We start from the raw sequence: 22,996 nt of genomic DNA on the forward strand, positions 1-22,996 counted from the left end.
GTCGGGGAGGAACGAGCCATGACGGGATACGGACAGTTCTGTCCCGTGGCCAAGGCCATGGAGCTCCTGGACGAGCGTTGGACCCTGCTCGTGGTGCGGGAGCTGCTGGCGGGCAGCACCCACTTCAACGAGATCCGGCGCGGGAACCCCCGCATGTCACCCGCCCTGCTGTCCAAACGGCTACAGACCCTCGAGCGCGCCGGGGTCGTCCGCCGCGAGGAGAACGGGCCTCGCAGCTGCTACCGGCTCACCGCGAGCGGCCAGGAGCTGCGGCCGGTCGTGGAGGCGCTGGGGGCGTGGGGGATGCGCTGGGTGGGAGAGCTAGGGGAGAGGGACCTCGACCCGCACCTGCTCTTCTGGGACATGCGCCGTACGGTGCCGGTGGACCGGTGGCCCCGCGGTCGCACGGTCCTGCTCTTCGTCCTGGACGGCGTCCGCCCCGCCACGTCCCGTTGGTGGCTCGTCGTCAGCGGCGACGAGGTGGACGTGTGCGACACCGACCCCGGCTACGAGGCGGACGCCACCGTCCGCGCCGGTCTGCGCACGCTCGTGGCGATCTGGCGCGGCGACCTGACGTGGCGGCACGCCCTGCGGACATCCTCCGTCACGCTGGACGGGCCGCGTGACATCACGGCACGGATCCCCGAATGGGTCGGCGCGATGACCCTCGCGGACGTACCCCGCCCGGGCGCCCCCACACAGGGTCGGGCCGCCGGACCACAATGGGCCCATGAGCCGACCCCCGGAGGACCGGACTGACCCGACCGCGCGCGCGGTGGACGTGCTCGTCATCGGCGCCGGCCAGGCGGGCCTCTCCGCCGGATACCACCTGAGGCGCCGCGGATTCGTGCCCATCGGGCGGGCGGCGGAGCCCGGGCGGGGCGAGCGCACCTTCGTCATGCTCGACGCCGACGAGGCCCCCGGCGGTGCGTGGCAGCACCGGTGGGAGTCGCTCACGATGCGGACCGTGAACGGGATCTTCGCCCTCCCGGATCACCCCGTCCCCGAGGTCGACCAGGACACGCCCAGCCGCGAGGTCCTGCCCCGCTACTTCGCCGACTACGAGAACCGCCACGCCCTCGACGTCCGGCGGCCCGTCCGTGTCCGCTCGGTCCGCAGACCCGTGCCCGAGCAGGGCGACCCGGCCGGCGAACACCTCGTCGTCGTCACCGACGAGCAGACCTGGACCGCCCACTACGTCGTCAACGCCACCGGCACCTGGACCCGGCCGTTCTGGCCGCACTACCCCGGCCGGGAGAGCTTCCGGGGCCGACAACTCCACGTCCACGACTACGTCTCGGCGGAGGAGTTCGCCGGGCAGCGCGTGGTGATCGTGGGCGCGGGGATCTCCGCCACCCAGCTGCTCGAGGAGATCTCCCGCGTCGCCGACACGCTCTGGGTGACCAGGAGCGAGATCGAGTGGGCCGAGGCGCCGTCCTCGGGGCACTTCACCGAGGCGATCGAGAGGGTCGAGGAACGGACCCGGCGAGGTCTGCCCCCGCAGAGCATCATCCGCGTGACCGGGATGATCCGCGGACCGTGGGTCGACCGCGCCGAGGAGCGCGGCGTCCTGGTGCGGCACCCCGTCTTCACCCGCATCGAACCCGACGGCGTCCGGATGCCCGACGGGCGGCTCGAACCGGCGGACGTCATCGTCTGGGCCACCGGGTTCCGGCCCGCTGTCGGGCACCTGGCGCCGCTGGGGCTCCGCACCCCCGCGGGCGGCATCCGGGTGGCCGACGGGCGCGCGCTCGACGAACCCCGCCTGTTCCTCATCGGCTACGGCCCGTCCCAGTCGACCGTGGGGGCCAACCGGGCGGGCCGCGACGCCGTACGTCAGATCGTCGCCGACCTCCGGTAGGCGGGAAGGTCGACGACGACGACGAGTTCGGAGAACCGCGTCGGCCCGGTCTCAGAGGGTGCGCGAGATCAGTTCCTTCATGATCTCGTTGGTGCCGCCGTAGATCTTCTGCACGCGGGCCGAGGCGTACATCCGCGCGATGGGGTACTCGGTCATGAAGCCGTAGCCACCGAACACCTGCAGGCAGCGGTCGATGATCTCGCACTGCTTGTCCGTGCAGTAGTACTTGGCCATGGACGCGGTGGCCGGGTCGAGCTCGCCCTTCAGGTGCAGGCCGATGCAGTGGTCGAGCAGCGTGCGGGCGGCGAGCGCCTCGGTCTTGCACTCGGCCAGCTCGAAGCGCAGGTTCTGGAACTTGAGGATCGGCTTGCCGAACGCCTCGCGCTCCTTGGCGTACTCCGTCGCCAGACGCACGGCCGTCTCCGCCGCCGCGACCGCGGTCACGGCGATGATGAGTCGCTCCTGCGGCAACTGCTGCATGAGCTGGATGAAGCCCTGGCCCTCCTGGTCCGCGCCCCCCAGGATGTTGTCCGCGGGCACGCGCATGTCGTCGAAGAACAGCTCCATCGTGTCCTGGTACTTGAGGCCGATCTTGTCGAGCTTGCGGCCCCGGTTGAAGCCCTCCAGACCCTGGGTCTCGGCGACGAGCAGGGACAGGCCCTGCGCGCCCTCGCCGCCCGTGCGGGCCACGATGACGAGCAGGTCGCAGTGCATGCCGTTGGAGATGAAGGTCTTGGAGCCGTTGACCACGAAGTCGTCGCCGTCGCGCGTGGCCGTGGTGCGCAGCGCCTGGAGGTCCGAGCCGGCGCCGGGCTCGGTCATGGCGATGGCGCCGACCATCTCGCCCGTGGCCAGCCGGGGCAGCCAGCGCTGCTTCTGCTCCTCGGTGCCGTACTGGAGGATGTAGTGCGCCACGATCGTCGAGTGGACCGAGTTCCCCCAGCCGTCGTCCAGTGCGCGGGTCTGCTCCTCCGCGATGACGGCCTCGTGGGCGAACGACCCGCCGCCCCCGCCGTACTCCTCGGGGATGGAGATGCACAGCAGGCCCGCGTCGCCGGCCTTGTTCCAGAACTCGCGGTCGACCGCGCCCTGCTCCGCCCACCGCTCGAGGTGCGGGGCGGTCTCCTTCTCCAGGAACGCCCGGGTGTGCGCTCGCAGGGCATCGAGGTCGTCGGTCATCCAGGGGGAGCGGAAGGCGGCGGGCTCTAACACGGGGTTTCTCCAGGGTGTGGTGGGGGCGGGTCGTGACGAGCACCACCATACAACTGCATGGCATACACGTGTATGGTCATCACTCCGGCGGCCGCCCCGCGCGTCCGCGGTGCACGGTGAGAGGTGGACGGGATGGACGAGGTGGGTTCGACGCCGGCCGGGACGGCGGACTCCGCGCGGGAGGGCGACGCCCCGCCGCGCTCGGCCGACGGCGACCTCTCCGCCCGCACACGCATCCGGTACGCCGCCCTCGAGCTGTACGCGGACCACGGCGAGGACCGGGTTTCGATGCGACGCGTCGCCGGCGAGGTCGGCGTGACCATCGGGCTGATCCAGCACCACTTCGGGACCAAGGAGGGACTGCGCCGCGCCGTGGACGACCTCGTCGTGGAGCACGTCGTCGACGCGCTGGCCACGGTCGACCTCGGCGGATCCCCCGCGGAGGTCGTCGCGGCCCGCGACGCCGCCGTCCGGGACGTGCTCGACCGCAACCCGGTGATCGTGAAGTACCTCAACCGCGCGCTCATCGAACCGGACGGCAGGGGCGCCCCGCTGCTCGCCTCGATCGTCGACCTCACCGCCAGGGAGGTCGACAGCCTCCGTCGGGGAGGGCACGCGTCCACCCGCGCATCGGACAAGGTGCAGGTGGTGCGCACCCTCATGGGTCAGGTCGGCGAGCTGTTCCTCGAACCGGTCGTGGCCGCGATCTGGGAGCGGATCGGGGGCGATACCGAGGATCGTCCGACCATCCGGATCACGGTGGAGCAACGCTGACCGACGGTGTGTCACTGCCGCGGTGAGGTCGCCCCCGGGTGGCGGTGGCCGGACGGCGCCGCGCGCATGCGTCGTGCGCGGGGGCATGACGGCGGCTACTCTGTCGAGGGCGTAGACCCGGGCACTCCGCCGGGGGTGGGAAGGACACGCTCATGAGGTTCACCCGTCTGGCGAAGATCGCCGCGACGGCCGTGATGGCCGGTGCCGCCACGTTGATGGCGCCCGCAGCAGCCCAGGCGGCGGTGCCCGTCGGTGGCGCGACCCCCGTGCTCGTCGGGGGAGTGGCGGGGTGCACCATCACCGCCGCCGGGTACGACGCCGGGGGCGCGCCCGTCGCGTTCACGGCCGCCCACTGCAGTGACCGCATCAACGCCCCGGTCATCCTCCGCGACAACCAGGGGGCCGGCGTCATCGGCACCGTGGCCACCCGCAACGAGATCCTCGACTACTCGGTCATCCGCCTGGACCCGGCCGTCGCCGTGCCCGTCCGGCAGGCCGGCGTCGTGGGCCGTGCCCCCGCACCGCAGTTCGGCGACGTCGTCTGCAAGGACGGGCTGTCCACCGGCCACACCTGCGGCATCACGTGGCAGCGCGAGGGTGACCGGTTCTGGAGCCACGCGTGCGCGGGCTACGGGGACTCCGGTGGGCCCATCACGCGCGACGGTCGTCTCGTGGGCCTGGTCTCGGGTGGCCACATGCCTCCGGCCGCCGGGCCGGCCGGGAGCCTCGGACCGATCCTCCCGTCCTGCCTGCACCCGGCCCAGTCGCCGTTCTTCCTGCCCGCGCTCGGCTACTCGTTCGACGCGATCGTCGCCGACGCCACCGCGCGTAACTGGCCCGGCCGCGGCTTCCAGATGGCCTGACGGTCCCCCGACGCCGGACACAGCGCAGCGCCCCCGCAGACTCTGCGGGGGCGCTGCGCCGTGTCGACTATGCGCGCGCTGCCGGGCTCACTTGAGCTCGGCGCTCGACAGGTCCAGGATGCGGCGCGCGATCACCAGCTGCTGGATCTGCTGGGTGCCCTCGAAGATGTCGAGGATCTTGGAGTCGCGCGACCACTTCTCCAGGAAGCTGCGCTCGGAGTAGCCGTAGGTCCCGGCCAGCTCGACGGCGCCCAGGGTCACGGCGGAGCCGGTGCGCCCGGCCTTGGCCTTGCACATCGACGCCTCCTTGGTGTTGGGCATCTTGTTGTCGGCCATCCACGCCGCGCGCAGGGTGAGCAGGTAGGACGCCTCCCAGTCGGCCTCGAGCTCGAGGTACTTGGCGACGGCGGCGGGCTGGCTGGTGGCGGGCCGGTCGTAGTCGATCTCCATGCCGGCCTCCTCGAGGAGCGTGCGGATCTCCTCGAGCGCGGCGCGCGCGACGCCCACGGCCATGCCGGCGACGAGCGGGCGGGTGTTGTCGAAGGTCTGCATGGCGCCGGCGAAGCCCTTGTCCACGCGGATCTCCGGGTCGCCGAGGAGGTTCTCCTTGGGGACGCGGCAATCGGTGAACGTGATCTGGGCGGTGTCGGAGGCGCGGATGCCGAGCTTGTGCTCGAGTCGGTCGACGGAGACGCCGGGGTGGTCGCGCGGCACGACGAACGACTTGATGGCGGCGCGGCCCTTGCTCTTGTCGAGCGTCGCCCACACGACGATGTGGTCGGCGCGGGCCCCGGAGGTGACGAAGATCTTCGTGCCGTTGATCACGTACTCGTCACCGTCGAGGCGGGCGGTGGCCGACACGGCGGCGGAGTCGGAGCCGAAGTCGGGCTCGGTGATGGCCATGGAGGCCCACACGCGGCCGAACTTCTCCATCTGCTCGTCGTTGGCCACGGCGGCGATCGCGGAGTTGCCCAGGCCCTGGCGGGGGATGGACAGGGTGAGGCCGACGTCGCCCCAGCAGGTCTCGATGATGTTGAGCAGCGACTTCATGTTGCCGCCGTTGGACACGCCCTCGCGCTTGGGGGCGCCGCCGGAACCCATGGTGGCGCCGGAGGCGGCCTGGCCGGCGTCCTCCATGGCCTCCATCATGGCCTTGAGCGTGTCCAGCTCCACGGGGTACTCGTGCTCGGCGAGGTCGTACTTGCGGGAGACGGGCCGGAAGATCTGGGTGGCCACCTGGCGGGCCTGGTTCGCACCCGCCTGGAGCTTCTTGGGGAGTTCGAGGTTGATCATCGCTGGGTGTCCTTGGTCCGGTTCGGGTGGGTGGCGGGGCGGCTGGTGGTCACAGGACCACCACGCCCTCGGCCACGCCCACGGCGCGCAGGTCGCGGTACCAGCGCTCGACGGGGTGCTCCTTGGTGAAGCCGTGGCCGCCGAGCAGCTGGACGCCGTCGAGGCCGATCTTCATGCCCTTGTCAGCGGCGATCTTGCGGGCCAGGGCGGCTTCGCGGGCGAAGGACAGGCCCTGCTCGGCGCGGGACGCGCCGCGCCAGGTGACCAGGCGCATGCCGTCGAGTTCGGTGGCCATGTCGGCGACGGCGAACGCGACCGCCTGCCGGTGCGCGATGGGCTCGCCGAACGCGTGGCGCTCCTTGACGTACGGGGTGACGTAGTCGAGGACGGCGTGCGAGGTGCCCACGGCGAGGGAGGCCCACCCCAGCCGCGACAGGCGGATGACGTCGGCGTAGGCGGCGGCGCGGTCCTCCGGTGGCACGTCCGACCCGCCGAGGATCGCGTCGGCGGGCACGGAGACGTCGGTGAGGACGATCCGTCCCAGACCGGCGGCGCGCAGTCCCATGGAGGGATCGGCCTCGACCACCAGGCCGTCGGTGTCGGATTCCACGACGAAGAAGGTGGGCGCGCCGTCGAGCGCGGCGGCGACGACGAAGAGTTCCGCGCTCCCGGCCGTCGGCACCATCGACTTGACGCCGTTGAGCGTGAAGCCCCCGGGGGTCCGGGTCGCGGTCGTCTTCAGCTCGAACGGGTCGAAGAGGGGCCGGGGCTCGGCCACGACGACGGCGGCGGCGGGGACCTTCTCGGAGGCGAACGCCGGCAGGTAGGACTTCTGCTGGGTGTCGGATCCGAACTGCGTGAGCGTGGTGGCCACACCGGACGGGGCGAGGATCGGCAGGGCCAGGCCCATGTCGCCGTACGCGAGGGCCTCGGCGACGAGTGAGTTGGTCACCACGCCGCGTTCGGAGGCGATGCCCTCGAACTCCTCGGGCACGTTGAGCATGGTGGCGCCGATCTCGGCCGAGCGCTCGAGCAGCGAGGCGGGGGCCTCGGCGGCGGCGTCGGCGTCGTGGGCGGCCGGGCGGATGACCTCGGCGGCGAACTCGCGCACCGTCTGGGAGATCATCTGCTGGTCGTCGTCCAGCGTGAGGTCGAACAGGTCGGGCCGTGCCTCGGCGTCGGCGTCGGGCAGGCGCTTGGGGGCGCCGCCGCCGGAGACCTTCTTGAACGACTTGGTCGCGGCACCGAGGGTCTTGAATCCGGTCTTGGTGGCCTCGTAGGTCACCCGGTCGACCTTCTGGCGCAGTCCGAAACGCTCGGCGAACTCCGACCCGGTGATCGTGGTGAGCGCGCGCATGGCGGCGCCGATCGCGTCGATGCGGGTGGGGTTCTTGCCCGGTGTCGAGGTCTCCGCGCGTCCTGTCGTGGACGGGGTCGTGGGGTTCTTACTCATCATCACCAGCTGTTCTCGTGACGGACGGTGGACGGTGTGGTCGCCACCACCTTACTTCGGAGTAAGTTCCGAGCGCCACACTTTCCCCCGGCGATCTCGTCGCCGCTGGTCGTGGGGGTCCTGATCAGCCGCGGAGGAGTGCGACCGCCTGCTCGACGGCGCCGGGCCGGCCGGCGACGAACCAGTCGTAGCCGTTGACCTCGACGGTCGCACAGACGCCGCCGGCGCCCTCGACGAGCGCGCGGCCGGGCAGCCAGTCCCACTCCGGGCAGGAGTGCTGGCACCACACGGTGTGGATCCCGCAGGCGACCGAGGCCAGGTCGACCGATCCGGATCCGAGCATGCGGATGGTCGCGGCGCCGCGGCTCACGCGGTGGAACGGGTCGGCGAGGTCCGGGTCGGTGAGGAACGGGGGGTGGAGGTAGGTGGCGAGGCTGCCGACCTCGAGGGCGCCTGGGGTCAGCGGGGTCACGGGGACACCGTTGCGGCGGGTGGGGACGTCGCTGCCGCCGACGAAGGTCTCGCCGGTGACGGGGCGGTGGACGGCGCCGAGGAGGTGGTCGTCGGGTCCGCTGAGGGCGACGGCCGAACACCAGTAGTCCGAGCCGGAGACGAAGTTGTAGGTGCCGTCGACGGGGTCCACGACCCACCGGCGGTCGTGGCCGCCGGCGACGAGGGTGCCCTCCTCGCCGACGACGCCGTCGTCGGGGCGGTGGGTGGCCAGCAGGGCGGTGATGCGGCGTTCGGCCGCGTGATCGGCCTCGGTGACGACGTCGGAGACGGAGGTCTTGTGCCGGACGTCGAGCCCGTCCTCGCGCAGTCGGCGCGCCAGGGTCCCGGCGTCGACGACGAGGCGGGCGGCCAGGTCGACGTCGGACAGTCGCCCGGTGGACGCGTCGGGCAGGGGACGCGGGTGGCCGGTGTCGATGGACATGCAGTTCCTCCGCTGGGGGGCGCGGCGCGCTGACCACGGGCGGCAGCGGGTCCGCGGCTCCCGACGCTACCCCCGGTGGGCGACGCCGGGTGGGGTGGCGGGTCACGCCCCGGTGACGGGCCGGCGAACGGTGGGAGGCGCGCGGGCCGCGTAGACTCGGATCCCGTGCACCCTGAAGTCTCCGCCGACATCGCCGCCCTCGACGCGACCATGACCACCGTCGAGAAGGTCCTCGACATCGACGAGCTCGCCCGCCGCGCCGACGAGCTCGAACAGATGGCCGCCGACCCCGACCTGTGGAACGACCAGGACCGGGCGCAGAAGGTCACCAGCGAGCTGTCCTACATCCAGGCGGACCTGCGCCGCTGCCGCGATCTGCGGCAGCGGATCGAGGACCTGCCGCTGATGTACGAACTCGCGGAGGAGGAGGGTGGCGACGCCGTCGAGGACGCGGACGCCGAGCGGGCGAGCCTGCGTGAGGACGTCGAGGCCATGGAGGTCAAGACGATGCTCAGCGGGGAGTACGACCAGCGTGAGGCCGTCGTGAACATCCGCGCGGGCGCCGGTGGCGTCGACGCGGCGGACTTCGCGGAGATGCTCATGCGCATGTACGTGCGCTGGGCGGAGAAGAACGGCCACAAGGTCGAGGTCTACGACACCTCGTACGCGGAGGAGGCGGGCATCAAGTCGGCCACCTTCGTCGTCAAGGACCCGTACATGTACGGCACCCTCTCGGTCGAGCAGGGGACGCACCGTCTGGTGCGCATCTCCCCGTTCGACAACCAGGGACGCCGCCAGACCTCGTTCGCCGAGGTCGAGGTCCTCCCGGTGGTGGAGACGGTCGACTCGATCGAGGTGCCCGAGAACGAGGTGCGGGTGGACGTGTACCGCTCGTCCGGCCCCGGCGGTCAGTCGGTCAACACCACGGACTCCGCCGTGCGCCTCACGCACATCCCCACCGGCATCGTCGTGACGTGTCAGAACGAGAAGTCGCAGCTGCAGAACAAGGTCGCCGCCATGAAGGTGCTGCAGGCCAAGCTGCTCGAGCGCAAGCGGCAGGAGGAGCGCGCCGCGATGGACGCGCTCGGCGCCGGCGGGAACGCCTCGTGGGGCAACCAGATGCGTTCCTACGTGCTGCACCCGTACCAGATGGTCAAGGACCTGCGGACCGAGTACGAGGTGAACAACCCGTCGGCGGTGCTCGACGGTGACATCGACGGGTTCATCGAGGCCGGCATCCGGTGGCGGATGCGGGAGGGGGCCGACGCCTAGTGAGGTTCGAGACCGACTTCAGCGGGATCGGGAGGTGGCTGAGCAACGAGGGGTTGGAGGTCGTCCTCCTCGTCCTCGGCGCGGCGCTCCTGACGAGGGTGATCGGCAAGATCGCCCGCATGTGGACCGGTCGCCTCGACGCCCGGCACGCCGGTGAGGAGCTGTGGTCCGAGGACGCCAAGCACCTGCACTCGCTCATCCAGGTCATCTCGTACGTGGCCGTGGGGGTGCTGTACATCCTCTTCGGCATCCAGATCCTGCTGCGGTTCGGTGTCAACCTCGTCACCCTCGTCGCGCCCGCCACCGTCCTCGGTGCGGCGCTGGGTTTCGGCGCGCAGAAGATCGTCCAGGATTTCCTCGCCGGGTTCTTCGTGCTGGCCGAGCGCCAGTACGGGTACGGCGACATCGTCGAGCTGACCACCGGTACCGGCGTGGCGGCGGGCACGGTCGAGGACGTCACGCTGCGGATCACGCGACTGCGCACCCTCGACGGTGAGGCGGTGATCGTGCCCAACGGGCAGATCATCACGGCCGTCAACCAGTCGCAGGATTGGGCTCGCGCCATCATCGACGTGCCGGTGCCCAACAACGCGGACATGGACAAGGCGCACGAGGTCCTCGCCGAGGTGTGCCGCGACATCGTGGACGACGAGCGGGTGGGGGAGTACATCCTCGACGAGCCCACGGTGATGGGGGTGCAGTCGATCCGGCTCGAGCAGACCGTCATCCGCCTGCTCGCCCGCACCCAGCCGGGTATGCAGTGGGAGGTCGGGCGCCGAATGCGCGCGGTCATCCTGCGCCGCTTCCGCCAGGCCGGGATCGTGCTGGAACCCGAGGCGCTCGCCGCGATCCGCGCGGGCATGCTGCGCCCGCAGACCGGAGAGGGGAGTGCCTGATGTCGGACAAGCGTGAGGACGACACGACCCGCGGCGAGCCCGGCGGCAACGCCCCGGTCGCCGGCACCCCTGTCGAGGCGACCATTGGAACGGACGAGGCCACCGCGGGCAGGACCGACCCGCTGGGGCTGGTCGGCACCCCGCCTCCCGACGCGCCCTCCCGTCGCCCGCGCCCGAAACTGGTGAGCCTGCTCGGTGAGTTCTTCAGGATGTCGCGGACCACGGCGATCCTCCTCGGGGCGTTCGTCCTGGCCGGCGCGCTGTATCTGCTCGTCCGCGAGCAGCCCGTCGTGGCGTTCGGGCCACCCGCTCCGCCGGCGAGCAGCGAGCCGCCGGCCCCCGTCGAATCGTCGCCGCCCCCGAGCGGGACGCCGACGGAGGCCACGGGGACCACGGGGGTCACGCCCACCACGACGCCGGAGGTCACCGGTACCGAGGCGCCGGCGACCGCGACGACCGACCCGGACGGCGCGGCCACGACGAGTCCCGGCGCGGCGGGCCCGCGTGGGACGACGGGGACGCCGGCGCCCCAGCAGGAGCAGACGCAGCAACCGCAACAGCAGGCGCCCCGGGAGCAACCGCAGCAACAGTCCCAGCAGCAGTCGGGGCAGCAGTCGCCGGAGGCCGGCGCGACCTCCGTGCCCGACGGCGGCGCCCTGGAGGGCTGAGCCGCCACGTAATGGGAAGCGTGTGACGCTAGGCTACTGGTGTGATCAGTGCCTCCCATGTGACCAAGTCGTACGCGGCGGCCGCGCGTCCGGCTCTGTCCGACGTGAGCGTGGAGATCGCCGAGGGCGAGTTCGCCTTCCTCATCGGCGCCTCCGGCTCGGGCAAGTCGACCTTCCTGCGCCTGCTGCTCAGGGAGGACCGCCCGGACTCGGGTCGGCTCGTCGTGGCGGGGCACGACCTCACACGCATGAAGAGCTCGGACGTGCCGGGACTGCGGCGTTCCCTCGGGTGCGTGTTCCAGGACTTCCGCCTCCTGCCGGGCAAGTCGGTAGCGGAGAACGTGGCCTTCGCGTTGCAGGTCATCGGCAAGTCCCGCCGGACCATCAGCGCCGTGGTCCCGGAGACCCTCGACATGGTGGGGCTGGGCAACAAGGCGGACCGGCGACCGCACGAGTTGTCGGGCGGAGAGCAGCAACGCGTCGCCATCGCGCGGGCGTTCGTCAACCGTCCGGTCCTGCTTCTCGCGGACGAGCCCACGGGAAACCTCGACCCGGAGACCAGTGAGGACATCATGCTGCTGCTGGACCGGATCAACCGGACGGGGACGACGGTGCTCATGGCCACTCACGACCGGCACATCGTGGACCGGTCGCGCCGCCGTGTCGTGGAGCTCGTCGACGGCGCGGTCGTGCGCGACGACGCGCGGGGGACGTACGGGGTGGATCGCTGATGGCCGTCCGATTCCTCGTCTCCGAGGTGGCGCAGGGACTGCGCCGGAACCTGTCCATGACGCTGGCCATGATCATCACCACCGCCGTCGCCCTCGGGATGCTCGGGGCGGGCCTGCTCGTGGCGATGACCGCGTCCGCGAGCCAGGCCAAGTACGACTACCTCAACGAGTTCCGTGTCTACGTGGACCGCTCGGTCTCCGTCGAGGACCCGGACTGCGAGGCCGGGTGCGCGGACATCCGCGCACGGCTCGAGGAGACCCCGGGCGTGGCGTCGGTCGAGTACAAGAACCCGCAGGAGACCTACTCCGAGTTCGTCGAGTTGTTCGCCTCGACCGACCCGGTGCTGGTGGAGTCCACGTCGCCGGACGCCCTGGGGTCGCGGTTCACCCTGACCCTCGCCGATCCGACCAGGGCCGAGGCGGTGGCGCTGGAGCTCACCGACGTGGCCGGGATCGAGGTCGTGCAGGGGCAGGGCGAGCTGGTCGAGCGGGTCTTCTCGGTGCTGGACGGCATCCGCAACGCGGCGTTCGCCGTCGCGCTGGTCCAGCTCGTCGCGACGATCCTGCTCATCGCAAACATGACCCAGATAGCGGCGTTCACGCGGCGGACCGCGGTCGGGATCATGCGGCTGGTCGGTGCGAGCCGGTGGTACACGGAGCTGCCGTTCGTCCTGGAGGCCGTGATCGCGGCGGTCACCGGGGCCGCCCTGGCTGTGGGGGGCCTGCTGGTGGCCAAGAGCGTGTTCCTGGACCGGGTGCTGGACGAGGCCTACCGGGCCAACCTCGTCGAGCGGATCACGACCTCCGACATCCTGCTGCTCGCGCCGGGGCTCGTCGTCGCCGGGGCGGTGGCGTCCGCGGTGACGGCGTGGGTGACCCTGAGGCTCACCGTCCGACACTGACGGCCGCCGCGCCCGGCAGCTCATCTAGACTCTGGGGGCTGCGCACAGCAACGAGGAGGTGAACCGACGTGGCCAAGAAGAACAAGAAGAAGGGCGCGTCCTCCCTCGGCTCCGACGGGAGCATCGTCGCGAGTAACCGCAAGGCCAGGCACGACTTCCACATCCTGGACACCTACGAGGCCGGCATCGCCCTCGTGGGCACCGAGATCAAGAGCATGCGTGAGGGCAAGGCCTCCCTGGTCGACGCGTTCGCGACGGTCGACGACGGCGAGGTGTGGCTCCGCGGACTCCACATCCCCGAGTACTCGCACGGGAGCTGGACCAATCACGCGCCCAAGCGGGCACGCAAGCTGTTGCTGCACCGCCGGGAGATCGACTCGCTCGTGGGCAAGGTGCGGGACGGTAACGCGACCCTCGTCCCGTTGTCCCTCTACTTCGTCGGCGGCCGGGTCAAGGTCGAGCTGGCGGTCGCCCGCGGTAAGCAGGCGCACGACAAGCGTCAGGACATCGCCCGCCGGACGGCCGAACGCGAGGCGGTCCGCGAACTGGGCAGGAAGATCAAGGGCATGCGGGCATGATGCCGGTCGCGCTGGCGTCGACCTCGGCGGTGGCGTACGGCATCAGCGACTATCTCGGGGGAGTGGCGTCCCGCCGGACGCGCGCCCTGCGCGTCGTCAGCGTGGCCTACCCGGTCTCGATCGTGCTGGTGGGCCTCGCGGCCCTCGTCGCGGGCGGATCGCCGACGCCGGCGGGCCTGGGCTGGGGGCTGGCGTCCGGGCTCGCGTCAGGTGCCGCGGTGTGGACGTTCTACGTGGCGCTGTCCCGGGGGCCGATGAGCGTCATCTCGCCGATCACGGCGGTTCTGGCGGCGGCCGGCCCCCTGGCGTTCGGGCTGGCCGCGGGGGAGCGACCGGGCGTCGCGGCGACGGTGGGGATGGCGACGGCGCTCGTGGCCACCGTTCTCGTGTCGCTGGAGGGGGAGGGCGGGTCCTCCGTCGCCCACGGCCGGCTGACCGGTTCACTCCTGGCGATGGCGGTGGTGTCGGGCGCGGCGTTCGCCGCGTTCTTCGTCCTGCTGTCCCGGGTCCCGGCGGGCGAGGGGTTGTGGCCGGTCGCCGCGTCACGGATCGGGGCCACTGTGATGCTGCTCACCGCCGCCGTCGCCGCGCGGGAGTCGTTCCGGTTCCCGCGGCGCCTCATCGCGATCGGCGTCGTCATCGCGGTGTTCGACGCCGTGGCCAACGGTTCCTTCTACTTCGCCTCGCAGGCCGGCATGCTCTCGCTCGTCAGCGTGATCGCGGCGCTGTACCCGGCGTTCACCGTCGCCCTGGCGGTCACCCACGGGGGCGAGCGGCTGCGCGCCGTCCAGCTGGTCGGGCTCGTGCTGGCGGGCGGGGCGATCGCGCTCCTCACCCTCGGCTGAGGAGACGTCCGTCACCCTGGCGTCGACCGCCCGGCCGGGGTATGGTCAGAGGTCCGTCGGCGAGAGTCGGCGGCTCCTGAGGGGCTGATGTGGTTTCGACTACGTGAGCTGACGCAGGGGAAGCGTGCCGGTGCAGGCCAGAGACCACCGTAAGCGTCGTGGCAACCAATTACGCGCCGATACCAATCAGCGCGACTACGCCCTCGCTGCCTGATAGCGAGCCCGTAGTCTGTCGGCCCGGGGTCGCTCTCGCCCCGGATCCCGGCATCATCTAGAGGGATCACCGGCTCACCCGGTCACGGGGTGGGTCGGGACATCACACAGTGACTGGGATCGTCATCACCAACACGTCCGCATGAGGGTGAGATCCGAGTAGAGGCCATCGCGGACTGCGCACGGAGAAGCCCTGCCGATGCTGCGGAGGACCCGGGTTCAATTCCCGGCAGCTCCACACTCGGGCCCGGCCCCCGGTCGTCCAGACGACCGGGGGCCGGGTGTATTTCCGGGGTGCGGGCGGGCCGTGCGGGGCCGTCGAGGCCCTCGTCGTCGGGTGTGCGTGGGCGGGGGCGCCCCGGGCGCTTCGGTACTCTCTCCCTAGTGCCGGTCACCCGGAAGAGGTCGACGGTCTCCCAGTAGAGAAAGGCCCGCGTACACGTGAACGCCAAGCCCAACAAGAGCACGAAGGTGCTCCAGACCAAGTCCAACAACGGGATGATTATCACGGTCGTCGCCCTCATCGCGGTGGCCGTCGTGGTGCTCGGCGGCGTCGTCTTCTTCGCCCAGCGGGGCGGGGAGGCCAACCCCATCACGTTCGGCGAGACCGCGGACGAGCAGATCGAGATCACGGACGCCGGTGTGGTGATCGTCGGAGCGCAGGCCGCGCCGACGATCCAGGTCTGGGAGGACTACATGTGCCCCGCCTGCGGCTCGTTCGAGGCGCAGTACGGCGAATCGATCTCCGAGGCGGTCGAGGCCGGAGATCTGAGGGTGGAGTTCCACACCCTCAACTTCCTCGACGGTCAGTCCGGTTCGGGTGAGTACTCCACGAGGGCGTTGGCGGCCGTCCAGTGTGTCGCGGCCAAGGACTCGCTGCCGGTGTTCTTCGATGTGAAGAACGCGTTCTTCGCCCAGCAGCCCACGGAGGGCGGCGGAGACCGCTCGGCGCAGGAGCTCGCCGGCATCGCCGAGGACGCCGGTGCGAACGCGGACACGGTCGAGTGCATCGGCAACGTCGAGACGAACGGCGGGATCGACAAGGCGTCCGACAGTGCGGACAACGCCCAGCAGTCGATCCGCGAGATCACCGATCGGGTGTCGACGCCGACGGTCGCGTACCAGGGCGAGGTCGTCGACCTCACGAACGCCGCGTGGCTCCAGGACATCATCGCCTGACCCCCTTCGGTCGTCCGGCCCACGCGCCCGTCGATTCGTACCCCGGCCTCGCCTTTTCCGGCGGGGCCGGGGCCGATTTGGAAGGCCGGACGGTGGTGGTGTAACTTAAGTCGGGCCGGTCACCGAGAGGGGAACGGCGCGAGAGAACTGGATACGGGGCTATGGCGCAGCTGGTAGCGCACCACACTGGCAGTGTGGGGGTCAGGGGTTCGAGTCCCCTTAGCTCCACCGAGGATGAGATCCCGGGCGGTCGGACACGACCGCCCGGGATCTCGCCATTTGGCGTCTTCCGGGCCGAGCCGCACGGGCGTAGGGTCTGACCATGGCGGAACCGCGCGAGATCGCCGCCGTACTCGACGAGATGGTCGGTGCCGGTCGGCTCATCGGTTACGTCTGCGGAGTCCGGCAGGACGGGCTCTCGCGGCTCGTGGCGGGCGGCACCCGGTCGGTCGACGGTCCGGCGATGCGCGAGGACGCGGTGTTCCCCCTGTCCTCCAACACCAAGCCGGTCGCCGGGGTGGTGACGATGCGGCTCGTGGAGCGGGGCGTCGTGGGTCTCGACGACCCTGTGGGGGCGCAGCTGCCCGAGCTCGCCGGGCCGCGGGTGCTCGCCGAGTCGGACGGGCGGTTGGACCGCACCGTGCCGGCCCGGAGGCCCGTCACGGTCCGGGACCTGCTCACCATGACCGCCGGCGTCGGGTGGCCGGTGGACAATCCCGCGCTGGGCGCGGCGATGGCCGAGCGGGGAGTGGCGCCCGGCCCGTATGCCCCGTCGATCCCGCCGGACGAGTACCTGCGCAGGCTTGCCGAGCTCCCGTTCGCCGGGCAGCCGGGCGAGGGGTGGTGGTACCACACGAGCAGTGACGTCCTGGGCGTGTATCTCGCCCGCCTGACCGGGGTGCCGGTGGCACGGTTGGTGGCCGACCACGTGGTCGGTCCGCTCGGCCTGGCCGACACCGGCTTCACCGCCGACCCGGCCCGGCTGGTCACCACCTACCGGGTCGGGCCCGGGAACCGGGTGGAGCCGGCGGACACCCCGGACAGGTTCGCGCGGACCCCCGCGTTCGAGTCCCTGGCGTGTGGCCTCGCGGGGACGGTGGGGGACTATCTCGGACTTCTGGACGTGCTGGTGGACGGTGGCCCGATACTCACCGCGGAGAGCGCGGAACAGATGACCACCGATCACCTCACGTCACGGCAGCGTCGATCCGCGGAGGGCTTCCTGGAGCCGGGGTCCGGGTACGGGTTCCAGGTCGAGGTGCGCCCGGACGGCACGGTCGGCTGGGCCGGGGGACTGGGCACGATCGGGTACGTCGATCGTCGCGCCGGACGGTCGGCCGCGGTGTTCACCTCGCAGGCCTTCGACGTGCCCGGGACGGCGGAGGCGTTGGAGACGGTGTGGTCGTTGCTGGACTGACCGGTCAGCGCCACCAGTCGTCGAGCGGGGTGGCGGGAACGGCGCGTTTGTGGCGGGAGCCGAGGAACAGCGCCTCGATCCGGGCGACCGCGTCGGAGGGTACGCCGTCGCGCCCTTCGAGGTAGTCGTCGATCTGGGCGTAGGTGACGCCGAGGGCGGCCTCGTCGGGTAGGCCGGGCCGATCGTCCTCGAGGTCGGCGGTGGGGACCTTGCGCCAGGTGGACTCGGGCGCGCCGAGATGTCGGAGCAGGGCGGCGCCCTGGCGCTTGGTGAGACCGGTGAGGGGCGTGAGGTCGACCCCGCCGTCGCCGTACTTGGTGAAGAAGCCGGTGACCGCCTCGGCGGCGTGGTCGGTGCCGACGACGAGGAGGTTCAGTTGCCCGGCCACGGCGTACTGCGCGACCATCCGCTCGCGCGCCTTGACGTTGCCGCGGACGAAGTCGCGGAGCGGGCCCGCCTGACCGGGAAGTGCCGACAGGGCGGTGGAGGCGGCCTCGGAGGACGCGTCGGACGCCGCTCGGACGTCCACCGTGAGAGAGGCGTCCGGGCGGATGAACGCCAGGGCGGTCTGTGCATCGGCCTCGTCGGCCTGGGTGCCGTACGGCAGGCGCATCGCCACGAACCGGGCGTGGTCCATCTCCTCCCGGCGCAGGCGCTCGGCCGCGAGCTGACAGAGGCGTCCCGCGAGCGTGGAGTCCTGCCCTCCGCTGATGCCCAGGACGAAGCCGGTGGCGGGCGTGGAACGCAGGTAGTCGACGAGGAAGGCGACGCGGGCGTCGACCTCGGCGGCGGGGTCGATGTCGGGGCGCACGCCGAGCTCGGCGATGATGGCGGCGCGCAGCGCGGTGGTGGCGGGTGACGTCTGGTCCATGCCGTCAGCTTAGGAACCGAGTGTGACGTCCGCGTGACATCGTCACACCGGCACCGGCACCGGCCGGGGGCGCGCCTGCTCTCGCGGACGGGTCGACGCCGGCCCCGGGCGGCGGCTCGTCGCCGGTTGGAGTTCTTGACGGGTGGTCCGTTACGATGGACCAGTTGTGTGCCGTGCATCCGACCTTCCGTGGTCGGTCGTGTCGCACAGTGATTCCCAGTCGTGTCGGCGGCCATCGCGGTCGCCCCGAGAGCCTAAGGAGCGCCACATGAAGGTCCGCAAGTCCCTTCGGTCGCTGAAGAACAAGCCGGGCGCCCAGGTTGTCCGTCGTCGCGGCAAGGTCTACGTGATCAACCGCAAGGACCCCCGGTTCAAGGCCCGTCAGGGCTGACAACGCCCGCGTGAGTTCTCACGCACCCTCGAGGGCCCGCCTCCGGTTCGCCGGCGGCGGGCCCTCGTCGTCGTGCGCCCCGTTCTCCCGGCGCGCTCGTACGGGGCCCGTGGGGGTCCGCCGGGCCGTCGGAGCAGTGCCTGCCGGGCCGTCGGGCAGTGTCCGCCGGGGCGCCGGATCGGGGCCCTCGGGGGCCGTCGGGACAGTGTCCGAGAACACTCCGCGCGGCGCCCGGGTGGGTGCTTTTCCGGTCCCCGGTTGTGGAACGGATGGGGACAGCGTGTGGGGGCTCTGGGGAGGCTCTGGGGAGCCCTTGTGGGTTCCGGGACCGGTATTTCCCCGGGTCTCCGGACGTGCCATTGTGGGGGAGCGAGGCCGCCGGGGCGGCCCCTCCGGACCGGTTCCGGACGGGGGTCCCCTCCGTCCCACAAGGCGGGATCGCGACCTGGGAATACCAGCGTTGTAAGACCAAAATGTTGTGGTCGATTGACTCGGCGGACACTAGGGGTAGTGTCTAAGGCGTTGCGACACCGATGAATGCCATCCGTGGCATTCCGGCCGTGACCACAGCGACAGACGGCGGACGTCCCCAGTCCCGGCACCCAGGCCGGACCGGACGGAAGCCCCACAGATACGTCCCCCTGAGCGCCGTCGCGGCGCCCGCGTCGAAAGAGGTCCTGAGACTCATGGTCACCGTCTACACCAAGCCCGCCTGTGTCCAGTGCAACGCGACCTACAAGGCGCTCGACAAGGCCGGGATCGAGTACCAGATCGTGGACATCTCGGTGGACGACGAGGCCCGGGAGTACGTGATGGCCCTCGGGCATCTGCAGGCGCCCGTCGTGGTGGCCGGCTCCGACCACTGGTCCGGCTTCCGCCCGGACCGCATCAAGGCGCTCGCCACCGTCGCGGCCTGAGGGCACCCACACCGAGTAATCCCAGAGTTCCTGTGACAAGGGGGCGTCGATGGCGGCTCCGCTGCCGGCCGACCAGCCGGTGAGGATCGTCTACTTCTCCAACATCTCCGAGTACACCAAGCGGTTCGTCGACAAGCTCGGTTTCCCGGCGGTGCGGATACCCGTGCGGAGGACCGAGCCGATGCCGGTCGTGTCGGACCCGTATGTTCTGATCGTCCCGACCTACGGGGGAAGCCTCGAGATCACGGGGAAGAGCGGGGCCGCGGTCCCGCGGCAGGTGGTCGCGTTCCTCAACAACGCGCACAACAGAAGTCTTTGCCGGGGAGTCATCGCCGGCGGCAACACCAACTTCGGAGCGGACTTCGGCCGCTCCGGCGACGTGATCGCCAAGAAGCTGGGGGTCCCGTACCTCTATCGCTTCGAGTTGATGGGCACACACGAGGACGTCATCCGCGTCCGAGAGGGATTGGAAGAGTTTTGGCAGCACCGACCGTGAACCCAGAGAGCACCACCGCGGGAGAGGCGGGAGAGGGCCAGCGTCTGGACTACCACGCGCTCAACGCCATGCTCAACCTCTACGACGCGGACGGGAAGATCCAGTTCGACAAGGATCGTGAGGCCGCGCGGGAGTACTTCCTCCAGCACGTCAACCAGAACACGGTCTTCTTCCACAACCTCGACGAGAAGCTCGACTACCTCGTCGAGAAGGACTACTACGAGCGTGAGGTCCTGGACCAGTACACGCGCAACTTCGTGCGCGAACTGTTCGACCACGCCTACGCCAAGAAGTTCCGCTTCCCGACCTTCCTCGGCGCGTTCAAGTACTACACGTCCTACACGCTCAAGACCTTCGACGGGAAGCGCTACCTCGAGCGCTACGAGGACCGCGTCTGCATGGTGGCGCTCACCCTCGCCGCCGGTGACGAGACGCTGGCGCGTCGACTGGTCGACGAGATCATCGACGGCCGCTTCCAGCCGGCCACCCCGACCTTCCTCAACTCCGGGAAGAAGCAGCGCGGCGAACCCGTCTCGTGCTTCCTCCTGCGTATCGAGGACAACATGGAGTCCATCGGTCGCGGCATCAACTCCGCCCTGCAGCTGTCCAAGCGCGGCGGCGGGGTGGCGCTGCTGCTGTCCAACCTCCGTGAGCACGGCGCCCCGATCAAGCACATCGAGAACCAGTCCTCGGGTGTCATCCCCGTGATGAAGCTGCTGGAGGACTCTTTCTCCTACGCCAACCAGCTGGGCGCCCGCCAGGGGGCCGGCGCGGTGTACCTGCACGCGCACCACCCGGACATCTTCAAGTTCCTGGACACCAAGCGCGAGAACGCGGACGAGAAGATCCGGATCAAGACCCTCTCGCTGGGCGTCGTGATCCCCGACATCACGTTCGAGCTCGCCAAGCGCAACGACGACATGTACCTGTTCTCGCCGTACGACGTCGAGCGCATCTACGACAAGCCCTTCGCGGACGTCAACATCTCGGAGCACTACCACGAGATGGTCGAGGACAGCCGCATCAAGAAGACCAAGATCAACGCCCGGCACTTCTTCCAGACCGTCGCCGAGCTGCAGTTCGAGTCCGGTTACCCGTACATCATGTACGAGGACACGGTGAACCGGGCCAACCCGATCGCCGGCAAGATCACGCACTCCAACCTGTGCTCGGAGATCCTCCAGGTCTCGACCCCCTCGGAGTTCAACGACGATCTGTCCTACTCCCACGTGGGCAAGGACATCTCCTGCAACCTCGGTTCGCTGAACATCGCCAAGGCCATGGACTCGCCGGACTTCGCCCAGACCATCGAGACCGCCATCCGGGGTCTGACGGCGGTGTCGGACCAGACGCACATCGACTCGGTGCCCTCGATCGAGCGGGGCAACTCGGAGTCGCACGCGATCGGCCTGGGTCAGATGAACCTGCACGGTTACCTCGCGCGGGAGCGGATCTACTACGGGTCCGAGGAGGGCATCGACTTCACGAACATCTACTTCTACACGGTGCTCTACCACGCGCTGAGGTCCTCGAACCTCATCGCGCGTGAGCGGGGGACCTGGTTCGCCGGGTTCCCGGAGTCCAAGTACGCCTCCGGTGAGTTCTTCGACAAGTACACCGACCAGTCGTGGGAGCCGGCCACCGAGCGGGTGCGTCAGCTCTTCGCGGACTCCGGCGTCGCCATCCCCACCCAGGACGACTGGCGCGCCCTCAAGGCCGACGTGCAGAAGTACGGCATCTACAACCAGAACCTCCAGGCCGTGCCGCCGACCGGGTCGATCAGCTACATCAACAACTCGACGTCGTCGATCCACCCCGTGGCGTCGAAGATCGAGATCCGCAAGGAGGGCAAGATCGGGCGCGTCTACTACCCGGCGCCCTACCTGACCAACGACAACCTGGACTACTACCAGGACGCGTACGAGATCGGGTACGAGAAGATCATCGACACCTACGCGGCGGCCACCCAGCACGTCGACCAGGGCCTGTCGTTGACGTTGTTCTTCAAGGACACCGCCACCACCCGCGAGGTCAACCGGGCGCAGATCTACGCGTGGCGCAAGGGCATCAAGACCCTGTACTACATCCGGGTCCGTCAGCTCGCGCTCGAGGGCACCGAGGTCGAGGGCTGCGTCTCGTGCATGCTCTGACCCGCCGGTGCCGCGCCACGACCCCCACCCGCTTCACAGAGGAGAACCGATGACCGCCGAGCTGCACGCCCCGGGTTCCCACAGCCCTGCCGCCGGCATCCAGCCCAAGCTCGTCGACCGGGTGTCGGCCATCAACTGGAACCGCATCCCGGACGAGGTCGACGACCAGGTCTGGGGCCGGCTGACCACCAACTTCTGGCTGCCCGAGAAGGTGCCCGTCTCGAACGACATCCCGTCGTGGCAGACGCTGACCGAGTACGAGCAGACGATGACCGCCCGCGTCTTCACGGGGCTCACGCTGCTGGACACGATCCAGGGGACCGTCGGCGCGGTGAGCATGATCCCCGACGCCTCGACCCCGCACGAGGAGGCCGTTCTCACGAACATCGCCTTCATGGAGTCGGTGCACGCCAAGAGCTACTCGACGATCTTCTCCACCCTGTGCTCCACGCCGCAGATCGACGAGGCGTTCCGGTGGGCCGAGGAGAACCCGAACCTGCAGCGCAAGGCCAAGATCATCCTCGGCTACTACGCCGGGGACAACCCGCTCAAGCGGAAGATCGCCTCGGTCATGCTCGAGTCGTTCATGTTCTACTCGGGCTTCTACCTGCCCATGCGGTGGTCCTCGCGGGCCAAGCTCACCAACACCGCCGACGTCATCCGGCTCATCATCCGCGACGAGGCCGTACACGGGTACTACATCGGGTACAAGTACCAGCGCGGTCTCGAGCACGTCACCCAGGCCGAGCGGGACGAGCTCAAGGACTACACCTTCGAGCTGCTGTTCGAGCTGTACGACAACGAGGCCGACTACACCGAGGACCTCTACGACCCGGTCGGCTGGACCGAGGACGTCAAGAAGTTCCTGCGGTACAACGCCAACAAGGCGCTCATGAACATGGGCTACGAGGGGATGTTCCCCAAGGACGAGACGGACGTCGACCCGGCCATCCTGTCCGCGCTGAGCCCCAACGCCGACGAGAACCACGACTTCTTCTCCGGCTCCGGCAGCTCCTACGTCATGGGCAGGGCCGAGGCCACCGAGGACGAGGACTGGGATTTCTGACCCGGGTTCCGTGA

General features: G+C 70.1%; 23 protein-coding genes, 1 tRNA gene and 1 other RNA gene. 20 read left to right on the forward strand and 5 right to left on the reverse strand.

The window, feature by feature from the left end; genetic code table 11:
- Window positions 1-18: 18 nt before the first annotated feature.
- Window positions 19-759 (forward strand): helix-turn-helix domain-containing protein, encoded by a 741-nt coding sequence (locus RWK90_RS11630; protein ID WP_314037796.1) that lies wholly within the window; start codon window positions 19-21, stop codon window positions 757-759.
- Entirely contained in the window at window positions 731-1,861 is a 1,131-nt protein-coding gene (locus RWK90_RS11635; RefSeq protein ID WP_314037797.1) for an NAD(P)-binding domain-containing protein, read from the forward strand. The genes RWK90_RS11630 and RWK90_RS11635 overlap by 29 nt, the downstream gene beginning before the upstream one ends.
- 51 nt (window positions 1,862-1,912) lie before the next feature.
- Here RWK90_RS11635 and RWK90_RS11640 read toward each other — a convergent pair whose 3' ends face one another.
- On the reverse strand, window positions 1,913-3,040 hold the full coding sequence (locus tag RWK90_RS11640) for an acyl-CoA dehydrogenase family protein (protein ID WP_314037798.1): 1,128 nt from the start codon (window positions 3,038-3,040) through the stop codon (window positions 1,913-1,915).
- A 165-nt stretch (window positions 3,041-3,205) separates the two neighbouring features.
- Here RWK90_RS11640 and RWK90_RS11645 point away from each other — a divergent pair, with 165 nt between their 5' ends.
- Both RWK90_RS11645 and RWK90_RS11650 read left to right on the forward strand, forming a co-directional pair.
- Window positions 3,206-3,847 carry a TetR/AcrR family transcriptional regulator gene (locus RWK90_RS11645; RefSeq protein WP_314037799.1) on the forward strand — a complete coding sequence of 214 codons (642 nt, stop codon included), beginning with the start codon at window positions 3,206-3,208 and terminating at the stop codon, window positions 3,845-3,847.
- Between the two features lie 152 nt (window positions 3,848-3,999).
- A complete protein-coding gene (locus RWK90_RS11650) occupies window positions 4,000-4,710 on the forward strand; it encodes a peptidase S1 (protein WP_314037800.1) in 711 nt (236 codons plus the stop codon).
- Window positions 4,711-4,797: 87 nt separating this feature from the next.
- Here the strand turns inward: RWK90_RS11650 and RWK90_RS11655 are convergent, their stop codons facing one another.
- From RWK90_RS11655 to RWK90_RS11665, 3 genes are all read right to left on the reverse strand, one after another.
- A complete protein-coding gene (locus RWK90_RS11655; protein ID WP_314037801.1) occupies window positions 4,798-6,003 on the reverse strand; it encodes an acyl-CoA dehydrogenase family protein in 1,206 nt (401 codons plus the stop codon).
- A 49-nt stretch (window positions 6,004-6,052) separates the two neighbouring features.
- A complete protein-coding gene (locus tag RWK90_RS11660; protein ID WP_314037802.1) occupies window positions 6,053-7,459 on the reverse strand; it encodes an acyl-CoA dehydrogenase family protein in 1,407 nt (468 codons plus the stop codon).
- A 121-nt stretch (window positions 7,460-7,580) separates the two neighbouring features.
- On the reverse strand, window positions 7,581-8,390 hold the full coding sequence (locus RWK90_RS11665; protein WP_314037803.1) for an inositol monophosphatase: 810 nt from the start codon (window positions 8,388-8,390) through the stop codon (window positions 7,581-7,583).
- 165 nt (window positions 8,391-8,555) lie between these two features.
- Here RWK90_RS11665 and prfB point away from each other — a divergent pair, with 165 nt between their 5' ends.
- The 11 genes from prfB to RWK90_RS11720 all read left to right on the forward strand — a co-directional run bounded on the left by prfB (window position 8,556) and on the right by RWK90_RS11720 (window position 17,091).
- A complete protein-coding gene (gene prfB / locus RWK90_RS11670) occupies window positions 8,556-9,662 on the forward strand; it encodes a peptide chain release factor 2 (protein WP_314037804.1) in 1,107 nt (368 codons plus the stop codon).
- On the forward strand, window positions 9,662-10,558 hold the full coding sequence (locus RWK90_RS11675; RefSeq protein ID WP_314037805.1) for a mechanosensitive ion channel family protein: 897 nt from the start codon (window positions 9,662-9,664) through the stop codon (window positions 10,556-10,558). Before prfB ends, RWK90_RS11675 begins: the two co-directional genes overlap by 1 nt.
- Window positions 10,558-11,226 (forward strand): hypothetical protein, encoded by a 669-nt coding sequence (locus RWK90_RS11680; RefSeq protein ID WP_314037806.1) that lies wholly within the window; start codon window positions 10,558-10,560, stop codon window positions 11,224-11,226. The genes RWK90_RS11675 and RWK90_RS11680 overlap by 1 nt, the downstream gene beginning before the upstream one ends.
- Window positions 11,227-11,267: 41 nt before the next feature.
- A complete protein-coding gene (gene ftsE, locus RWK90_RS11685; RefSeq protein ID WP_314037807.1) occupies window positions 11,268-11,957 on the forward strand; it encodes a cell division ATP-binding protein FtsE in 690 nt (229 codons plus the stop codon).
- Window positions 11,957-12,859 (forward strand): permease-like cell division protein FtsX, encoded by a 903-nt coding sequence (gene ftsX / locus RWK90_RS11690; protein ID WP_314037808.1) that lies wholly within the window; start codon window positions 11,957-11,959, stop codon window positions 12,857-12,859. Before ftsE ends, ftsX begins: the two co-directional genes overlap by 1 nt.
- A gap of 68 nt (window positions 12,860-12,927) precedes the next feature.
- Entirely contained in the window at window positions 12,928-13,437 is a 510-nt protein-coding gene (smpB, locus tag RWK90_RS11695; RefSeq protein WP_314037809.1) for an SsrA-binding protein SmpB, read from the forward strand.
- On the forward strand, window positions 13,434-14,282 hold the full coding sequence (locus tag RWK90_RS11700) for a DMT family transporter (protein WP_314037810.1): 849 nt from the start codon (window positions 13,434-13,436) through the stop codon (window positions 14,280-14,282). The genes smpB and RWK90_RS11700 overlap by 4 nt, the downstream gene beginning before the upstream one ends.
- Before the next feature lie 80 nt (window positions 14,283-14,362).
- Window positions 14,363-14,736, forward strand: a transfer-messenger RNA (tmRNA) gene (ssrA, locus tag RWK90_RS11705).
- A 200-nt stretch (window positions 14,737-14,936) separates the two neighbouring features.
- Complete coding sequence (locus RWK90_RS11710) at window positions 14,937-15,674, forward strand: thioredoxin domain-containing protein (RefSeq protein ID WP_314037811.1); 738 nt, start codon at window positions 14,937-14,939, stop codon at window positions 15,672-15,674.
- A 155-nt stretch (window positions 15,675-15,829) separates the two neighbouring features.
- Window positions 15,830-15,902 (forward strand) — tRNA-Ala (locus RWK90_RS11715).
- 94 nt (window positions 15,903-15,996) lie between these two features.
- Window positions 15,997-17,091: a serine hydrolase domain-containing protein gene (locus tag RWK90_RS11720; protein WP_314037812.1), complete on the forward strand. Its 1,095-nt coding sequence runs from the start codon at window positions 15,997-15,999 to the stop codon at window positions 17,089-17,091.
- A 4-nt stretch (window positions 17,092-17,095) separates the two neighbouring features.
- Here the strand turns inward: RWK90_RS11720 and nadE are convergent, their stop codons facing one another.
- The gene (gene nadE, locus RWK90_RS11725) at window positions 17,096-17,962 is read right to left on the reverse strand and encodes an ammonia-dependent NAD(+) synthetase (RefSeq protein ID WP_314037813.1); all 867 of its coding nucleotides are present in this window, start codon (window positions 17,960-17,962) and stop codon (window positions 17,096-17,098) included.
- Between the two features lie 268 nt (window positions 17,963-18,230).
- On the opposite strand from nadE, the gene ykgO reads away from it, so the two are divergent.
- The 5 genes from ykgO (at window position 18,231) to nrdF (ending at window position 22,982) form a co-directional block, all read left to right on the forward strand.
- Window positions 18,231-18,353 (forward strand): type B 50S ribosomal protein L36, encoded by a 123-nt coding sequence (gene ykgO, locus RWK90_RS11730; protein ID WP_010541956.1) that lies wholly within the window; start codon window positions 18,231-18,233, stop codon window positions 18,351-18,353.
- Between the two features lie 686 nt (window positions 18,354-19,039).
- On the forward strand, window positions 19,040-19,270 hold the full coding sequence (nrdH, locus tag RWK90_RS11735; RefSeq protein WP_314037814.1) for a glutaredoxin-like protein NrdH: 231 nt from the start codon (window positions 19,040-19,042) through the stop codon (window positions 19,268-19,270).
- A gap of 49 nt (window positions 19,271-19,319) precedes the next feature.
- Window positions 19,320-19,766: a class Ib ribonucleoside-diphosphate reductase assembly flavoprotein NrdI gene (gene nrdI, locus RWK90_RS11740; RefSeq protein WP_314037815.1), complete on the forward strand. Its 447-nt coding sequence runs from the start codon at window positions 19,320-19,322 to the stop codon at window positions 19,764-19,766.
- Between the two features lie 68 nt (window positions 19,767-19,834).
- Entirely contained in the window at window positions 19,835-21,916 is a 2,082-nt protein-coding gene (gene nrdE, locus RWK90_RS11745) for a class 1b ribonucleoside-diphosphate reductase subunit alpha (protein ID WP_314037993.1), read from the forward strand.
- Between the two features lie 49 nt (window positions 21,917-21,965).
- Window positions 21,966-22,982 carry a class 1b ribonucleoside-diphosphate reductase subunit beta gene (nrdF, locus tag RWK90_RS11750; protein ID WP_314037816.1) on the forward strand — a complete coding sequence of 339 codons (1,017 nt, stop codon included), beginning with the start codon at window positions 21,966-21,968 and terminating at the stop codon, window positions 22,980-22,982.
- The last annotated feature ends 14 nt before the right edge of the window (window positions 22,983-22,996 follow it).

Source organism: Dietzia sp. CH92, assembly GCF_032248695.1.
GTDB lineage: Bacteria > Actinomycetota > Actinomycetes > Mycobacteriales > Mycobacteriaceae > Dietzia.